This is a genomic window from Janibacter zhaoxuefangae (assembly GCF_050271985.1).
GTDB lineage: Bacteria > Actinomycetota > Actinomycetes > Actinomycetales > Dermatophilaceae.
In genome coordinates this window covers 2,475,752-2,490,117 of the sequence record NZ_CP189849.1, presented here as the reverse complement: position 1 = coordinate 2,490,117, position 14,366 = coordinate 2,475,752, and the positions used below count along the sequence as shown (strand labels likewise).

General features: G+C 68.6%; 15 protein-coding genes and 1 pseudogene. 8 read left to right on the top strand and 8 right to left on the bottom strand.

Going from position 1 to position 14,366, the window contains the following annotated elements; translation table 11 throughout:
* Entirely contained in the window at positions 1–456 is a 456-nt protein-coding gene (locus ACQBAS_RS11700) for a DUF302 domain-containing protein (RefSeq protein ID WP_427383981.1), read from the bottom strand.
* Positions 457–712: 256 nt separating this feature from the next.
* Here ACQBAS_RS11700 and ACQBAS_RS11695 point away from each other — a divergent pair.
* Positions 713–1,907 (top strand): annotated as a pseudogene (locus ACQBAS_RS11695) (IS3 family transposase).
* A 135-nt stretch (positions 1,908–2,042) separates the two neighbouring features.
* Here ACQBAS_RS11695 and ACQBAS_RS11690 read toward each other — a convergent pair.
* From ACQBAS_RS11690 to ACQBAS_RS11670, 5 genes are all read right to left on the bottom strand, one after another.
* Positions 2,043–4,340, bottom strand: coding sequence for a heavy metal translocating P-type ATPase (locus ACQBAS_RS11690; protein ID WP_427383980.1), 2,298 nt, complete (start codon positions 4,338–4,340; stop codon positions 2,043–2,045).
* A 41-nt stretch (positions 4,341–4,381) separates the two neighbouring features.
* Positions 4,382–4,603, bottom strand: a complete 222-nt coding sequence (locus tag ACQBAS_RS11685) for a heavy-metal-associated domain-containing protein (protein ID WP_427383979.1) — start codon at positions 4,601–4,603, stop codon at positions 4,382–4,384.
* Positions 4,604–4,642: 39 nt separating this feature from the next.
* A complete protein-coding gene (locus tag ACQBAS_RS11680) occupies positions 4,643–4,951 on the bottom strand; it encodes a metal-sensitive transcriptional regulator (protein ID WP_427383978.1) in 309 nt (102 codons plus the stop codon).
* Between the two features lie 61 nt (positions 4,952–5,012).
* On the bottom strand, positions 5,013–6,155 hold the full coding sequence (locus ACQBAS_RS11675) for a sensor histidine kinase (RefSeq protein WP_427383977.1): 1,143 nt from the start codon (positions 6,153–6,155) through the stop codon (positions 5,013–5,015).
* Positions 6,152–6,811, bottom strand: coding sequence for a winged helix-turn-helix domain-containing protein (locus ACQBAS_RS11670; RefSeq protein ID WP_427383976.1), 660 nt, complete (start codon positions 6,809–6,811; stop codon positions 6,152–6,154). Before ACQBAS_RS11670 ends, ACQBAS_RS11675 begins: the two co-directional genes overlap by 4 nt.
* A gap of 289 nt (positions 6,812–7,100) precedes the next feature.
* Between ACQBAS_RS11670 and ACQBAS_RS11665 the strand changes: the two genes are divergently transcribed.
* Both ACQBAS_RS11665 and ACQBAS_RS11660 read left to right on the top strand, forming a co-directional pair.
* Positions 7,101–7,301, top strand: a complete 201-nt coding sequence (locus tag ACQBAS_RS11665; RefSeq protein ID WP_427383975.1) for an SHOCT domain-containing protein — start codon at positions 7,101–7,103, stop codon at positions 7,299–7,301.
* 156 nt (positions 7,302–7,457) lie between these two features.
* Entirely contained in the window at positions 7,458–7,670 is a 213-nt protein-coding gene (locus tag ACQBAS_RS11660) for a hypothetical protein (protein ID WP_427383974.1), read from the top strand.
* A gap of 187 nt (positions 7,671–7,857) precedes the next feature.
* On the opposite strand, the gene ACQBAS_RS11655 is transcribed toward ACQBAS_RS11660, so the two are convergent.
* Positions 7,858–9,330: an ABC transporter permease gene (locus ACQBAS_RS11655; RefSeq protein WP_427383973.1), complete on the bottom strand. Its 1,473-nt coding sequence runs from the start codon at positions 9,328–9,330 to the stop codon at positions 7,858–7,860.
* 56 nt (positions 9,331–9,386) lie between these two features.
* Positions 9,387–10,082: an ATP-binding cassette domain-containing protein gene (locus tag ACQBAS_RS11650; protein WP_427383971.1), complete on the bottom strand. Its 696-nt coding sequence runs from the start codon at positions 10,080–10,082 to the stop codon at positions 9,387–9,389.
* A gap of 308 nt (positions 10,083–10,390) precedes the next feature.
* Here ACQBAS_RS11650 and ACQBAS_RS11645 point away from each other — a divergent pair, with 308 nt between their 5' ends.
* The 5 genes from ACQBAS_RS11645 to ACQBAS_RS11625 all read left to right on the top strand — a co-directional run bounded on the left by ACQBAS_RS11645 (position 10,391) and on the right by ACQBAS_RS11625 (position 14,297).
* A complete protein-coding gene (locus ACQBAS_RS11645; RefSeq protein WP_427385636.1) occupies positions 10,391–10,624 on the top strand; it encodes an SHOCT domain-containing protein in 234 nt (77 codons plus the stop codon).
* 54 nt (positions 10,625–10,678) lie between these two features.
* Positions 10,679–12,184: a multicopper oxidase family protein gene (locus ACQBAS_RS11640; RefSeq protein ID WP_427383970.1), complete on the top strand. Its 1,506-nt coding sequence runs from the start codon at positions 10,679–10,681 to the stop codon at positions 12,182–12,184.
* Positions 12,177–12,548 carry a hypothetical protein gene (locus tag ACQBAS_RS11635; RefSeq protein WP_427383969.1) on the top strand — a complete coding sequence of 124 codons (372 nt, stop codon included), beginning with the start codon at positions 12,177–12,179 and terminating at the stop codon, positions 12,546–12,548. Before ACQBAS_RS11640 ends, ACQBAS_RS11635 begins: the two co-directional genes overlap by 8 nt.
* A gap of 223 nt (positions 12,549–12,771) precedes the next feature.
* Positions 12,772–13,368, top strand: coding sequence for a DUF305 domain-containing protein (locus ACQBAS_RS11630; protein ID WP_427383968.1), 597 nt, complete (start codon positions 12,772–12,774; stop codon positions 13,366–13,368).
* A 2-nt stretch (positions 13,369–13,370) separates the two neighbouring features.
* The gene (locus ACQBAS_RS11625; protein ID WP_427383967.1) at positions 13,371–14,297 is read left to right on the top strand and encodes a F510_1955 family glycosylhydrolase; all 927 of its coding nucleotides are present in this window, start codon (positions 13,371–13,373) and stop codon (positions 14,295–14,297) included.
* Positions 14,298–14,366: the final 69 nt, after the last annotated feature.

The window sequence follows — 14,366 nt, the reverse complement described above, 5'->3', positions numbered from 1 at the left end:
TCATGACGCCGCGTCCGAAAGGCCGAGGTCCGCGGACTTGGCGCCTCCACCAGCCGCGAGTACGTCCAGGGCGGCCCTGAGCAAAGCGGTGGCCTCGGACGCCACCTCGGTGACGCCAGCGTGGCCGCTCAGGTCACTGATGACCATCGCGTCGATGGCCTGGACGGTGGTGGACGTGGCGTGCGGGGCGCGGCGCACGACGACGTTGCAGGGGAGCAGGAGCCCGACGTCCGGCTCACTGGCCAGGGCCTTCTGCGCAAGCCTGGGGTTGCAGGCACCCAGGATGCGGTACTCCCCGAGCTCCGCCGCGGCCGACTCTCCCAGCTTGGCGCCGAAGGTCGCGTGCATGTCGATGTCGGAAACCACCCCGAACCCGCTGGTGGTCAATGCGTCTCGCGTCGCCTCCACCGTCTCGTCGAAGGGGAGGTCGATCGCGATGCTCAGTGCGTAGGTCATGGTGTGCTCCTCACTCGGTTATACCCCAAGGGGTATCATACGCGTTGCTCGTGCGTGGCCCGGGGGTGCAGGCGTGCCCAGGCACCTGCCCCAGAATTCGCGCCAGCTTCTGGACCCTCGTTGTGGGCCAGGCGGGTGGACACGGGCGCCTCCTCGACGGTTCACCTGATGTCCTCGAGCATCGAGGGGGACTGCTGCACGAATAGGTGACAACTGAACTGGCTTGCCCGACGGGCAGGCTTGAGAGGATGTCGCTGTGCCCAAGCCCTACCCCCGCGAGTTCCGTGACGACGTTGTTCGTGTCGCCAGGAGCCGGGATCCGAAGACCCCGCTGGAGCAGATCGCGAAGGACTTCGGGATCCACCAGACCACGTTGAACTCCTGGATGCGCGCCGCCGACGTCGAAGACGGCACCAAGCCCGGGATGACCGAGGACCAGAACGCCCAGCTACGCGAGTTGAAGCGGCGCAACCGGCTCCTCGAGAAAAAGTCGAGGTGCTGCGCCGGGCGGCTGCCTACTTGTCGCAGGCCAATCTGCCGGGAAAATGATGTACCCGCTCGTCCGCGAGCTGGCCGTCGACGGGATCCCCGTCACGGTGACGTGCCGGGTACTCAAGATCGCTCGCCAGCCCTACTACCGCTGGCTCCAGGCGCCGGTCACCGACGCAGAACTGGTCGAGGCCTACCGCGCCAACGCGCTGTTCGACGCCCACAAGGACGACCCGGAGTTCGGGTATCGGTTCCTGGTCGACGAGGCCGCTATCGCAGGTGAGGCGATGGCGGAGCGGACAGCGTGGCGGATCTGTTCCCAGCTGGGGTGGTGGTCGGTGTTCGGCAAGCCCAAGCACGGCAAGGCGAAGAAGCCCGGTCCACCGGTCCACGACGACCTGTGCGCCGTGGTCGACAAGCACGGCGTCGTCCGGCACGAGTTCAAGGCTGATGCCGCGAACGAGTTGTGGCTGTCGGACATCACGGAGCATTGGACCGCCGCGGAAGGCAAGCTCTACGTCTGCGCGATGAAGGACGTCTACTCCAACCGGATCGTGGGCTACTCGATCGACTCGAGGATGAAGTCGCGACTGGCGGTCGCGGCGCTGAACAACGCGGTCGCCAGGCGCGGCGACGTGGCCGGCTGTGTGGTTCACACGGACAGAGGATCGCAATTTCGAAGCAGGAAATTCGTCCACGCACTCAACCGGCACGGCATGGTCGGATCCATGGGCCGCGTCGGTGCGGCCGGGGACAACGCGGCCATGGAGAGCTTCTTCTCACTGCTCCAAAAGAACGTCCTCGACCGCCGCGCCTGGGCCACCCGCGAGGAGCTCCGGATCGCGATCGTGACCTGGATCGAGAGGACCTACCACCGACGCCGACGCCAGGCCGGCCTCGGACGATTGACCCCTGTTGAATACGAAGCCATCATGACCACGCCCGCCACTCAGGCTGCGTGACCCAACCTGTCACCCGTTCGTGCAGCAGTCCCAGGAGACAACCCGTGGGGAGCGTGGAGGTTCGGTCAAGGTTCGCTGAACAATGCAGCCCTGTCATTGCCCGGTCCCGGTCGGGCAATGACAGGGCGGGCGCGCTCAGCGGGAGGGGTCGAAGCGTCGTAGGCGCAGGCTGTTGCTGACGACGAACACGGAGCTGAATGCCATGGCAGCGCCGGCGATCAGGGGGTTGAGCAACCCGAACGCGGCCAGGGGGAGGGCGGCGACGTTGTAGGCGAACGCCCAGAACAGGTTGCCCTTGATGGTTCCCAAGGTGGCTCGGGAAAGCCGGATGGCGTCCGGGGCGGCTCGTAGGTCCCCGCTGACCAACGTGAGGTCGGAGGCCTCGATGGCGACGTCGGTGCCGGTGCCCATGGCCAGCCCGAGGTCGGCCTGGGCCAGGGCCGCGGCGTCGTTGACGCCGTCGCCGACCATCGCCACGACCGCACCTTCGGACTGCAGGCGCTTGACGACGTCGACCTTGTCCGCCGGGAGAACCTCGGCGATGACGTCCTGCGGGTCGATGCCGACCTGGCGGGCGACCTCGCGGGCGGCACGTTCGTTGTCACCGGTGAGCAGCACCGGGCGCAGCCCGAGTTGCCGCAGGTCCGCGATGGCAGGCCCTGAGCTGTCCTTGACCGTGTCGGACACGACGACCACTGCGCGGATGTTGCCGTCCCAGGCGACCCAGACCGGGGTGCGGCCTTCGGTCTCGGCGGCCTCGGCCAGCTGCACAAGGTCCTCGGGGGCGGTCAGCGACCAGTGATCGGCGAGCCAGGAGCGGCGACCGGCCTGGGCGGCGTGGCCGTCAACGACTCCGGAGACGCCGTTGCCACCGTGCCCGGTGAAGTCCTGGACGGTGGCCAGGTCGATGCCGCTCTCGCTGGCGTGCTTGGCGATGGCGCGACCGATGGGGTGCTCGGAGGCGTCTTCGAGGGCGCCGGCGATGCTGAGCACCTCGCCCACGGACTCGCCCTCGGCCGGGTGGACCTGGCTGACGCCCATGTAGCCGGTGGTCACGGTCCCGGTCTTGTCGAGCACGATGGTGTCGACGCGGCGGGTGGACTCCAGGATCTGTGGGCCCTTGATGAGGATGCCGAGCTGCGCGCCGCGACCGGTGCCGACGAGCAAGGCTGTGGGAGTGGCCAGCCCGAGCGCGCAGGGGCAGGCGATGATCAGGACGGCGACGGCCGCGGTGAAGGCCGCGGTCGCGGAGTGGTCGGTGACCAGCCATGCAGCCAGGGTGGTCAGGGACAGCCCGATGACGATGGGGACGAACACGGCGGACACCCGGTCGGCGAGTCGCTGGACGTCGGCCTTGCCGTTCTGGGCGTCCTCGACGAGGCGGGCCATCTGGGCGAGCTGGGTGTCGGAGCCGATGCGTGTGGCCTGGACGACCAGGCGTCCTCCGGCGTTGACGGTGGCGCCGACGACGCTGTCGCCGGGGGCGACCTCGACGGGGACGGACTCGCCGGTGAGCATGGCGGCGTCGATGGCGGAGGTGCCGCTGATGATCGTGCCGTCGGTGGCGACCTTCTCGCCCGGTCGCACGACGAAGCGGTCGCCGACGGCCAGCTGCGAGACCGGCATCCGGACCTCGACCGGCCCCCCAGGACCGTGTTGCAGGACGGCGACGTCCTTGGCGCCCATGTCCAGCAGGGCGCGCAAGGCGGCACCGGAGGTGCGTTTGGCCTTGGCCTCGAAGTAGCGCCCGGCGATGATGAAGGTGGTGACCGCGGCGGCGACCTCGAGGTAGAGGTGTGCCTCCTCGGCTCCGGAGCGACCGGGGAAGAGGTCGAACGGCATCCGCATGCCGGTCATGCCGGCGTCGGTGAAGAACAGCGCCCACAGCGACCAGAGGTAGGCAGCGCCCACGCCGACCGAGATGAGGGTGTCCATGGTGGCCGCGCCGTGGCGCAGGTTCGCCCAGGCCGCACGGTGGAACGGCAGGGCGCCCCACACGACGACGGGGGAGGCCAGGGTCAGGGAGAGCCACTGCCAGTTGTCGAACTGCAGGGCCGGCACCATGGACATCAGGAGCACCGGCACGCTCAGGACGGTCGAGACGACCAGTCGCTGGCGCCACGAGGCGGCTTCTTCGTCCTTGGCGCGCTGCGCGGCATCCACCGGGGCGCTGGTGGTGTCCGTGGTGGGTGGGGCGGGCAGGGTCGCCGTGTAGCCGGTGGCCTCGACGGTGGCGACGAGGTCCGCCGGGTCCACGTCGGCGGCGAAGCTGACCTTGGCCTTCTCGGTCGCGTAGTTCACCGTGGCCGTGACGCCGGGCATCTTGTTCAGCTTCTTCTCGATGCGGGCCGCGCAGGACGCGCAGGTCATGCCCCCGATCACGAGCTCGACGTCGCGGTCCTGCTGCTGGGTGTCGTCCACGTGCGTGGTCATTGCTGTCCTTCCGACCCTGGTCGAGGGCCTGTGCTGCGTTGTCAGGCGGTGGCGAGGTGGTAGTCGCCGGCCTCGTCGAGGGCGGTGGCGACGTCGGCCTCGCTGACCGGGGTGTTACTGGTCACCGTGACGGTCGAGGTTCCTCCGGCGGCGAGGTCGACGGTGACGTCGGTGACGCCGGGGATCTGCTGGATCTCGCTGCTCACGGCGCTCACGCAGTGGCCGCAGGTCATGCCGGTGACAGCAAAGGTCTGGGTGTTCATGGGGTGTCTCCTTCAGGTACTGCTGGTGGGTCGTCGGGTTCAGGATCGGACGAGTCGAGCGATGGCGGAGGAGGCCTCGCTCAGCTTCTCCTCGAGGTGGGCGGGGTCGTTCGCGGCGTGGACCATGCAGTGCCGCAGGTGGTCATCCAGCAGGCCCAGGGCGACGGCTTCCAGGGCCTTGGTGGCCGCGGAGACCTGGGTGAGGATGTCGATGCAGTACGTGTCGGCCTCGACCATCCGCTGCAACCCGCGCACCTGTCCTTCGATGCGACGCAGCCGCGTGAGGTGGCTGTCCTTGTCGTCGGTGTAGCCCGGGATCGTGGCGGGGTGTGGCGCGTGATCGGTCATGCCCGTCCTTCCGTCTCTGGCAGAACCATACCCCGGGGGGGTGTATTCCCGGGTGAGGGCCCTACCCGCCGCCGGCGGTGGGTAGCCGAATGGTGAACGCCGAACCGTGACCTTTGCCGGCACTGACCGCGGAGAGGCCTCCGCCGTGTGCCTCGACCAGGGCGCGGCTGATCGTCAGACCGATGCCGCTGCCGCTGCTACCTGCCTGGCGGCGCCGCGCAGGGTCTGCGCGGTAGAACCGTTCGAAGACGTGGGGGAGGGCTTCGGCGGTGATGCCTTCGCCGGTGTCGGTGACGTTCAGCTCCACCCAGTGCTGGTCGGGTTGGTTGGCCGAGAGGTGGACCGAACCGCCCGAAGGGGTGTGGCGCAGGGCGTTCTCGAGCAGGTTGGCCAGGACCTGGCCCATGCGCTCGGGGTCAACGTGGACGGCTGGGAGGGTTCCGGTGCTCGCGACGACGAGCCGGACGTCGCCGGAGTCGTAGGCGTCCTGCGCGGCGGCGGCCGCCGACTCCAGGAGCAGCTGCGGGTTGGTGCGGACCGGGCGCGAGTCCAGCTGACCCTCCTCGGCGCGTGAGACGGCGCTGATGTCCTCGGCCAGGCGGTGCAGCCGCTGCGTTCCGCCGTGCAGCGCCGCAAGGGTTGGCTCGTCGAGGTCGCGCACCCCGTCCTCCAGCGCCTCCAGGTGCGCCTCGATGGTGGCCAGCGGGTTACGCATCTCGTGGGCGAGGTCGGCCAGGATGCGGCGCCGGGTGCGTTCGACGTCGCCGAGGCGCTCAGCGAGGTCGTTGATAGTGGACGCGAGCTGGTCGAAGTCGGGGCCGAGGCCGGGGCTGGGCACGCGTGCCCCGAACTGGCCCTCGGCGATCCTGGCCGCTGCGTGGGACACCTGGGTCGTCGAGCGCTGGACCCGGCGGGTGAAGTATCCGGTCACCAACAGCGCCATGAGGACCGAAGTCAGGAGCGCGACACCGAGCGAGATGATCAGCGCAGAGCCGAACGCCTCCTCGACGTGGGCGGCCTCGGCCGTGGTGTGCCCGACTCCGGCTCGGACGAGGTGCTCGTGGAAGATGCCCGGGGCGACGACGGAGGCCACCACCCACGACGTGGCTGCGCCCGCGAGGAGCACCAGGGCCTGCGCGACGAGCAGGCGGGTGGACAGGCTGGCAGCGGCGCGGTGAGTGGCGAGCCAGTTTCGAGGGGTCACTCGCCGGTGCCCATCCGGTAGCCGACGCCGCGCACTGTACGGACGAAAAGGGACGTGTTGGCCTCGTCGCCGAGCTTGCGGCGTAGGTGGCCGATGTGGACGTCGACGAGGTGCTCGTCGCCCACCCAGGTCTGCCCCCAGACGGCGTCGATGAGCTGACGTCTGCTGTACGCCATCCGGGGGCGCTCGGACAGCACCGCGAGGACGTCGAACTCGGTTCGGGTCAGGGCGATCGGCTCGTCGTGCAGCCAGACGTCACGCCCTGTGGGGTCGATCGTCAAGGCTCCGAACGATCGGAACCCCTCGCTGTCCGGAGCGGCCGGGCCGATGGGGAGGGGTCGGCGCAGCATCGCCCGCAGGCGGGCCACCAGCTCGCGCGGGCTGAACGGCTTGGTGAGGTAGTCATCAGCGCCGACCGACAGGCCGATCAGGGTGTCCACCTCGTCGCTACGGGCGGTGAGCATGACGACGTAGGCGTCGGAGAAGGTCCGCAGCTGGCGACAGACCTCCAGACCGTCCTGACCTGGCAGGCCGAGGTCGAGCACGACGATGTCCGGGTCGACCTCGCGGGCTTTCACCACGGCGTCCAGACCGTCATGGCTCAGGTGGACCTCGAACCCCTCGCGCTCGAGATAGCTCGCGATGACGGTCGCCATCGCTATCTCGTCCTCCACCACGAGTGCGCGGGTGGCGGCGCGTGCCTTGGGTAACGGCTGGCCGGTAGCCGACGTTGCGATGGGATCTGTGTCAGCCATGGGCTCATCGTCGCAGCCGCCGAGCGTGGAGGGCGCTTCAGCGGGGCTTGCTCCCCACATCTTCAGCGAACCTTCACGAAAACGCGACCGCGCAGCAGGGGGTGGGCGAGGAGGTTGGTGTCATCGACGGGCGAGAGAGGTGAGCACCATGATGTGGGGCAACGGCATGGGATGGGGAGGATGGCTCCTCATGACCCTGACGACGGTGGGCTTCTGGGCCGTGGTCGTGTTCGGGATCGTGGCAATCTTCCGCGGCACCGGCGGTACTGGCGCGCGCGATGGAAGTCGTGAGCGGGAGGCCCAGCTGATCCTTGACGAGCGGTTCGCCCGCGGCGAGATCGACGCCGAGGAGTACCGCTCCCGCCAAAACTTGCTGTCCACCCACGGATAGATGAGACGACACGCGCGTCCCGGCAACTGACACGGCCACCACCAAGGGTGCCCGTCACGACCACTACCGCCTACCAAGGTCAGCGCTCCCGCGCTAGCCAAGGCCACGGTGGCACCACCGAACACGAACATCCACACACAAGAGAAGGAACGCACCATGACACGCTTCGCACTCAGATTCGCCGCCACGACAGCATCCGTCGCACTCGGGGTGGTCCTGGCGTCCGCGTCGGCCTCGGCAGCACCTGCAGACGCCGCGATGTACGGCCAGCACGTGCGCGAATGCGCCCAGAGCATGGGCTTCGACCAGAACCACAACCCGGGCATGCACCGAGGCTTCTCGATGTGGGACCCGACGCACACCTGCTGACGCCCGTACAGTTCGAGCCGGCGGTGCCTTGGCACCGCCGGCTCGCTGTTGTCGTCTCGCGGCGCAGACCGAGGGCGGCGTGGCGCCGCTGCACGAAGGCACCGGCGGCGCTCCTTCGCACGGGATGGACCGGCAGGTCGTGCCGTGTCACCGGCAGGCCTGGGTCCGGGGCAGCATTGGCAACCCCTTAGTCTGGCTGCGGGGGCGGTAGCGGCACCTTTTGCGGATGCCGCGTCGTGGGGCTTTGGACGCCGTGGCGGAACAGGGCGATGAACGCGGCTGTCAGCCCGATGATCCAGGACGCGGCGATCAGGAGTGAGCTCGTCTCGTCGAAGCCGGTGGTGAGGGCCCCGTCGATAAGGACTCTTGTGCTTCCGTATCCGGGTAGGTACCTCGCCCACGCGGCTGGCTCACCCCGAACCATCGGGCTTTGGCCGATACCTAGATCCAGGAAGGGGATGAGGAAGGCCACGTAGGCCCCGGCCACCCGTCCGAACAATGGCCCGAGGAGCATGCCGATGAGGCCGTACGTTGCCGCTGACAGGATCAGGGCAAGGAGGTATGGCCCCCACTGGTGCGGTTGGAAGACCATGGCCGTGACGAGGGCAGCTGCGATGGTCGAGATGGCGGCCGCCGACATGACCATGCCCAGCCGTGTGGCGATGACGACGCGTGCTCGCTGCCCGGCCAGGACAAGGCGCTGCTCAGCACGGCCCGCGTCAAGGCTCATGAACACCCCGGTCAGGGCGGCCAGAGACCCCACAGCGATGGGTGCCATGGTGCCGGCGTGGATGTGTGCGGGGTCGACGAGGTCGGTGAAGCGCACGCCGTCCTCGACCAGGACTACCGCCGTGCTGCCTCGGGGGGTGACCGCGTCGGCGAGCCAGATGAACACCGCGGGGACGACTGCGAGCAGGATCCACAACGCGGGGGTGCGCCGCCACCCACGCCACCCCATCCGCAGGCCGGCCGCGAGCTGGCTTCTCACTGGGTGACGGATGGTGTGCGCAGGCTTCGATCGCACCACGCGGCTGGTGCTGCTCACCACCGCGAAGGCGATGAGCAGGGCGAACACCGTCCAGAGCAACGACACGGCCAGTTCGCGCGGGCCGCCGTGCCCCGGGGGGAGGGCGACCGTCCATAGCGACACGTAGTGGGTCGGCAGCACCCGAGTCAGGACGGACTGCGACGCGCTGAGGGCTGGGCCGAAGAAGACGTCGATGATCCAGATGAAGAGCAGCACCAGGGTGCCGTTGACAGGGTCGGGGACGGTGGCGCCGACGATGGCGCCGACGGCGAGGTAGATGGCGGCGAACATCAGCGTTCCTGTTGCCACACGAGCCGGCTGGTCGATGCCGGTGCGCAGGAGCAGCGCAGTCAGTGCGGCGGCGCTGCCCAGGACGGCGAGGGAAGCGCCGGTGACCAGCCGTGCGGCCACGAGCTGTGACCTCGGCAGCCCGGCGAGGACGAGGCGCCGGTCGGTGTCGCGGGCCGAGGAGACTTGGAAGTACATCGCGACGGCGGCCAGGAACCCCGCCGCCCAACCGGCGGTCACGGTGGCGATACCGGAGCCGTTACTTGCGCCCCCCAGCAGGCGGGCCGCGTCGGACATGCTGTCCGCCGCGACGATGACGAAAACGACCGGGATCACAGCCAGCATCAGGAGGTTGGCTCTGGTGCGCGCGTAGTCGGTTAGGAACCGCCGCACCAAGAGCGTCATCGTGGCCACGTCCTGCCGTCACGAATGTCGAGGATGCGGTCGAAGCGATCCTCGTCCACGACGAAGTGGCTGATGATCAGGACGCTGCGGCCCGCGGCCCGGCGGTCATGCACCAACGCCCAGAACCGCTGGTAGGTATCCCAGTCGAACCCGGCATACGGCTCATCCAACAGGAGGGCCGCAGGGTCGGGCAGCAGGGCCAGCCCGAGGTTGAGCTTGGACAGCGTTCCACCCGAAAGCTGGTCGGCCCGGGTGCGCGCGTACCGCTGAAACCCCAGCGAGTCGTAGATCGCCCCGCGGCTGCGTGCCGCAGCGGCGTCGGGGATGCCGTACGCACGGCCGAACAGCTCGAAGTGCTCGTCACAGGTGAGTCGGCTGTAGAGGACCGGCTCTTGGGGGCAGTACCCGAGCTGACCCCGGCGCATGATTTCCCCGCCGTCCGCGGCGAGAGCGCCCACCAGGATCTTCATCAGCGTGCTCTTGCCGGACCCGTTCTCCCCGACCAGGCCCACCACCTCACCGGGGAAGAGGTCGATGTCGGCCCCGGCCAGGACCGCGACGGAGCGCCGGAAAGGCCACGCGCCACGGCGATAGGACTTTCTGAGTCCTGATGCGATCAGGACCGGTTCACCGCTCGGGAGGGTCTTCCGGTGACGTGGACCGGACTGGGTTGATGCGGTCACCACACTCACCTACCTGAAGCGGTACCAGCCCTGCGCACGACGCGAACAGGGCCGTCCGCTTGCACCTGTGATCGTGCTCCCACCGTGTGGAGGGCGTGGCCCGGATTGGTGAAGGTTCGCTGAAGGTCGCGCGAGCCTGGGCGCAGCCGTCATCCGTGATCGGGGAACCGCGGGTGAGGGTAGCAAAGGCTGGGGCGCCTCGAGCGGCGACTGTGGGTGGTCTTCTTCAGCGAACCTTCACGGAACCACAGCCGGGGCGCTAGGGGTGATGCGGGACTGTTGCCCACACAGGTCGCACAGGAAAGGTGAGCGTCGTGATGTGGAGCAACGGCATGGGTTGGGTTGATTGGCTGCTGATGATCCTCACGATGGTCGCGCTGTGGGCCCTGGTCACCTTCGGCATCCTTGCCCTGTTCCGGGGCACCTCCGACCCGGGCGTTGTTCAGCCCGGTCATGACCCGGACCGCGTCCTGGACGAGGAGTTCGCGCGAGGCCGGATCGACGCCGAGGAATATCGGGCACGTCACAACGTCCTCCACGCCCGCCACTGACAATCCCCCGCCGGGAGGTCACGAAACCGAACTCCCCATCGCGCAAGGAAGCTCATGACATCAATCAATCGCCGCACTGTCCTCCTGGGATCCGCTGCCGGAGTGCTCTCGCTGGGTGGTCTGACTGCCTGCGGCAGCAGCCGCAGCTCAGCCGTTGCCGCCACGTCACCCAGCGTGCAGCGGGCCGAGGCTGCGCGCCGCGGGGCGGGCCAACGAACAGTCGCCGCCAGGCTGTCGCCCCGTCTGGCGACAGTGGACCTGGGGGGAAAGACGGTGTCGACCTGGGCCTACGGCGAAAGTGTGCCGGGTCCATTGCTGCGGGCGACGAGCGGTGAGCAGCTGCGGGTGGTGGTAGAGAACGCGCTGCCTGTGGAGACCAGCGTTCACTGGCACGGAATCGCTCTGCGCAACGACATGGATGGTGTCCCGGGGATGACGCAGCGGCCGATCCGCGCCGGCGCGGAGTTCACCTACGAGTTCACCGTCCCGGACCCGGGCACGTACTTCTATCACCCCCACTCGGGGGTGCAGCTCGACCGCGGCCTGTACGGGGTCTTGGTGGTGGATGACCCAACTGAACCGGGTGACTACGACGTGGAGTGGGTCGTGGTACTCGATGACTGGGTCGACGGCACCGGGCGCACCCCGGACGATGTCTTGGCGGGCCTTCAGGCGGCCTCGGCCGGGGAGCCTGGCGGCATGGACGGCGGCATGCAGATGGGGGGAATGGACCACGGATCGATGGGTGGGGGCGGCATGTCCTCGCCGCTGCTCGGCGGGGCGGGCGATGTTGACTATCCGTACTACCTGGTCAACGGCCGGGTGCCGGCGGCTCCGTCCACCTTGCGCGCCGGGGCGGGTCAGCGCGTGCGGATGCGCATCGTCAACGCGGGATCGGATACCGCGTTCAGGGTCGCTCTCGGCGGCCACCGGATGACGGTGACACACAGTGACGGCTTCCCGGTGAAGCCACAGCAGACCGACGCGCTGCTGCTGGGGATGGGTGAACGCTACGACGTGATCGTCACTTTGGGTGATGGCGTGTTCCCGCTCGTGGCCTCCGCCGAGGGTAAGGACGGGCAGGGGCTGGCGATGGTGCGGACCAGCTCGGGACCGGCGCCGTCGGAGACCGTGCGCCCGCAGGAGCTCGATCGGCGGGTTCTGACCGGGGCCGACCTTCGGGCCGCCGACGTGGTGGCGCTTGCTGATGCACCGGTGGACCGCACGCACGACCTGGTGCTCACCGGCGCGATGGCCCCCTACCGGTGGACGATCAACGGGGCCACTTTCGAGGACGCCGATCCACTCGAGGTGCGTGAGGGAGAACGCGTTCGGCTGCGGTTCCAGAACATGTCGATGATGTTCCACCCCATGCACGTCCACGGGCACACATTCGGCCTCGCGCAAGGTGGCGCCCGCAAGGACACCGTGATCGTGCGGCCCATGCAGACCCTGGTCGTCGATCTCGACGCGGACAACCCCGGGCAGTGGGCTACGCACTGCCACAACATCTACCATGCCGAGGCAGGCATGATGACAACGGTGTCATACCGTGCCTGAAGCTCAGACCAGCCGTATCGGGACACTTCGGGACGCCGCTGGCGCGGTGGTGGGCGTGGTGATGGGTGTCCTTCCGCATGTGATGCACCATGTCGGGCTCATCGCGGGTACAGCGTTCGTTGCGGGCGCCGGCGGCAACGTGCTGTTCTATGGTCTCGGCCTGCTGTTCTCCCTGCCCGCCCTGCGACGCATCTACCGCCGGTTCGGGACCTGGGTCGCGCCAGCGATCGCGGTCGCCGTTTTCACCGCAATGTTCGCTGTCTCGGCCTTTGTCATCGGTCCGGCGCTGAGCGGTTACGACGAGCCGAGCGACAGGCCAGCCACGCCGGTGCCGAGCAGCCAGCACACCGAGCATCACAGCTGAGTCACGCGACGTCCATCGTCGCTGCGCGACGGCACTGATGGGTGTCGTGGCTCGGGCACTGGTCATGATCGCGCGCCGGCAGCTGCAGCCTGTACCGCGCATCCAGGCAGCACGGGGCACGCCAACTTCACCGAACCTTCACAGAACGACCAACGGACCTCAACGACCCGGCGGGCAAGATTGCTCTTTCCTCATCCTGAACCTGACACTAGGAGATTCACTCGTGCGCCCCACCACCCGTTTCGCCGTCCTTGCTGCCTCAGCAGCGATCGCCTTGGCAACGAGCGCCTGCGGTTCCAGCGACAACTCCATGCAAGGATCAATGTCCGGAACGGGCGGAATGGCCACCTCCACGTCATCCGCCACAGCCACCGGAGAGTCCGGGGACGTGGCGTTCGCGCAGATGATGATCCCGCACCACGAGCAGGCCGTCGAGATGGCCGACCTCGCCCTGGGCAACGATTCGGCCTCAGCGGACGTCAAGGCTCTCGCCGGTCAGATCAAGGCAGCGCAGGACCCCGAGATCCAGACCATGCAGGGATGGCTGGCCCAGTGGGGGGCCTCGCAGAGCTCAGGTTCGATGGACCATGGTTCGGGCGGGATGATGAGCGACGACGACATGAGCTCACTGATGGGCGCCTCCGGCCCCGAGTTCGACCAGATGTGGCTCACGATGATGATCGAGCACCACGAGGGCGCCATCGAGATGGCTCAGGACGTGCTTGACACCACGTCCAACCCTGAGGTGGAGCAGCTGGCGACGGCGGTCGTGGAAGGCCAGGAGAAGGAGATCACGACCATGAAGGGGATGCTCGGCTGACCATGCGCGAGCGACTCTCCCTGCCACGAGCACTCAGCCTGCTCGTCGCCGTGATCTCCATCGAACTCGTGGCGGCGTGCTCCGCCTCTCCTGACCCAACGCCCGTTCCCGCGGCGGCCACCGGGAGCACGTCGGTCGAAACGCCGAGCCCAGCCCCGTCAGTTCGCCCGGGCGCCGACCCGCTCACGCTCCCCTCGGCGCACGTCCACGCCATCGCCCGCGACCCCGGCAGCAGCAAGCTCCTCGTCGCCGCCCACGACGGGCTGTACGTCTACGACGGTGCCACCCCCCAGCGGGTCGGACCCGTCATCGACCTCATGGGGTTCACCGTCGCCGGACCAGGCCACTTCTACGCCTCCGGGCACCCCGGGACCGCGACCGACCTCCCGCAACCGGTCGGGCTCATCGAGTCACGCGATGCCGGGAAGACGTGGACCGTCCTGTCCCGCGGAGGCGGGTCGGACTTCCACGCCCTGACCACCGCCGGCAGTACCGTCGTCGGATTCGACGGCGTCCTGCGCAGCACTGCCGACGGCCGGACCTGGCGCGAGGGGAACCTCGATGGGCAGCCCCGGACGCTCGCCGGCTCACGCAACGGCTCCACGGTTCTCGCCACGACTCAGGAGGGCCTGATGCGCTCCACCGACGGTGGGGTGACGTGGCAGGAGGTCGACCAGGCGCCCTTGCTGCTGCTGGCCGCCTTCGGCGACGGAGACTCCGTCGCCGGCCTGACACCGGACGGACAGGTCCACACCAGCACCGACGCCGGTCAGACCTGGCGCGCGACCGAGCTTCTCGCACCCGACGCGCAGGCACTACACGTCTCAGGCGAGGGGGAAGACCTGGAGATCGTCGTGGTCACCGGACAGTCCCTCATGGCATCGACTGGCGGTAAGCCATTCGCGGACCTGATGTCGGGCCGCGAGTAGCCACACGCTGCCGGGGGCGAGGCTGGTGATTCGCCAGCGCTGGCATCCAGTTTGGGCGTGCGGCGACTG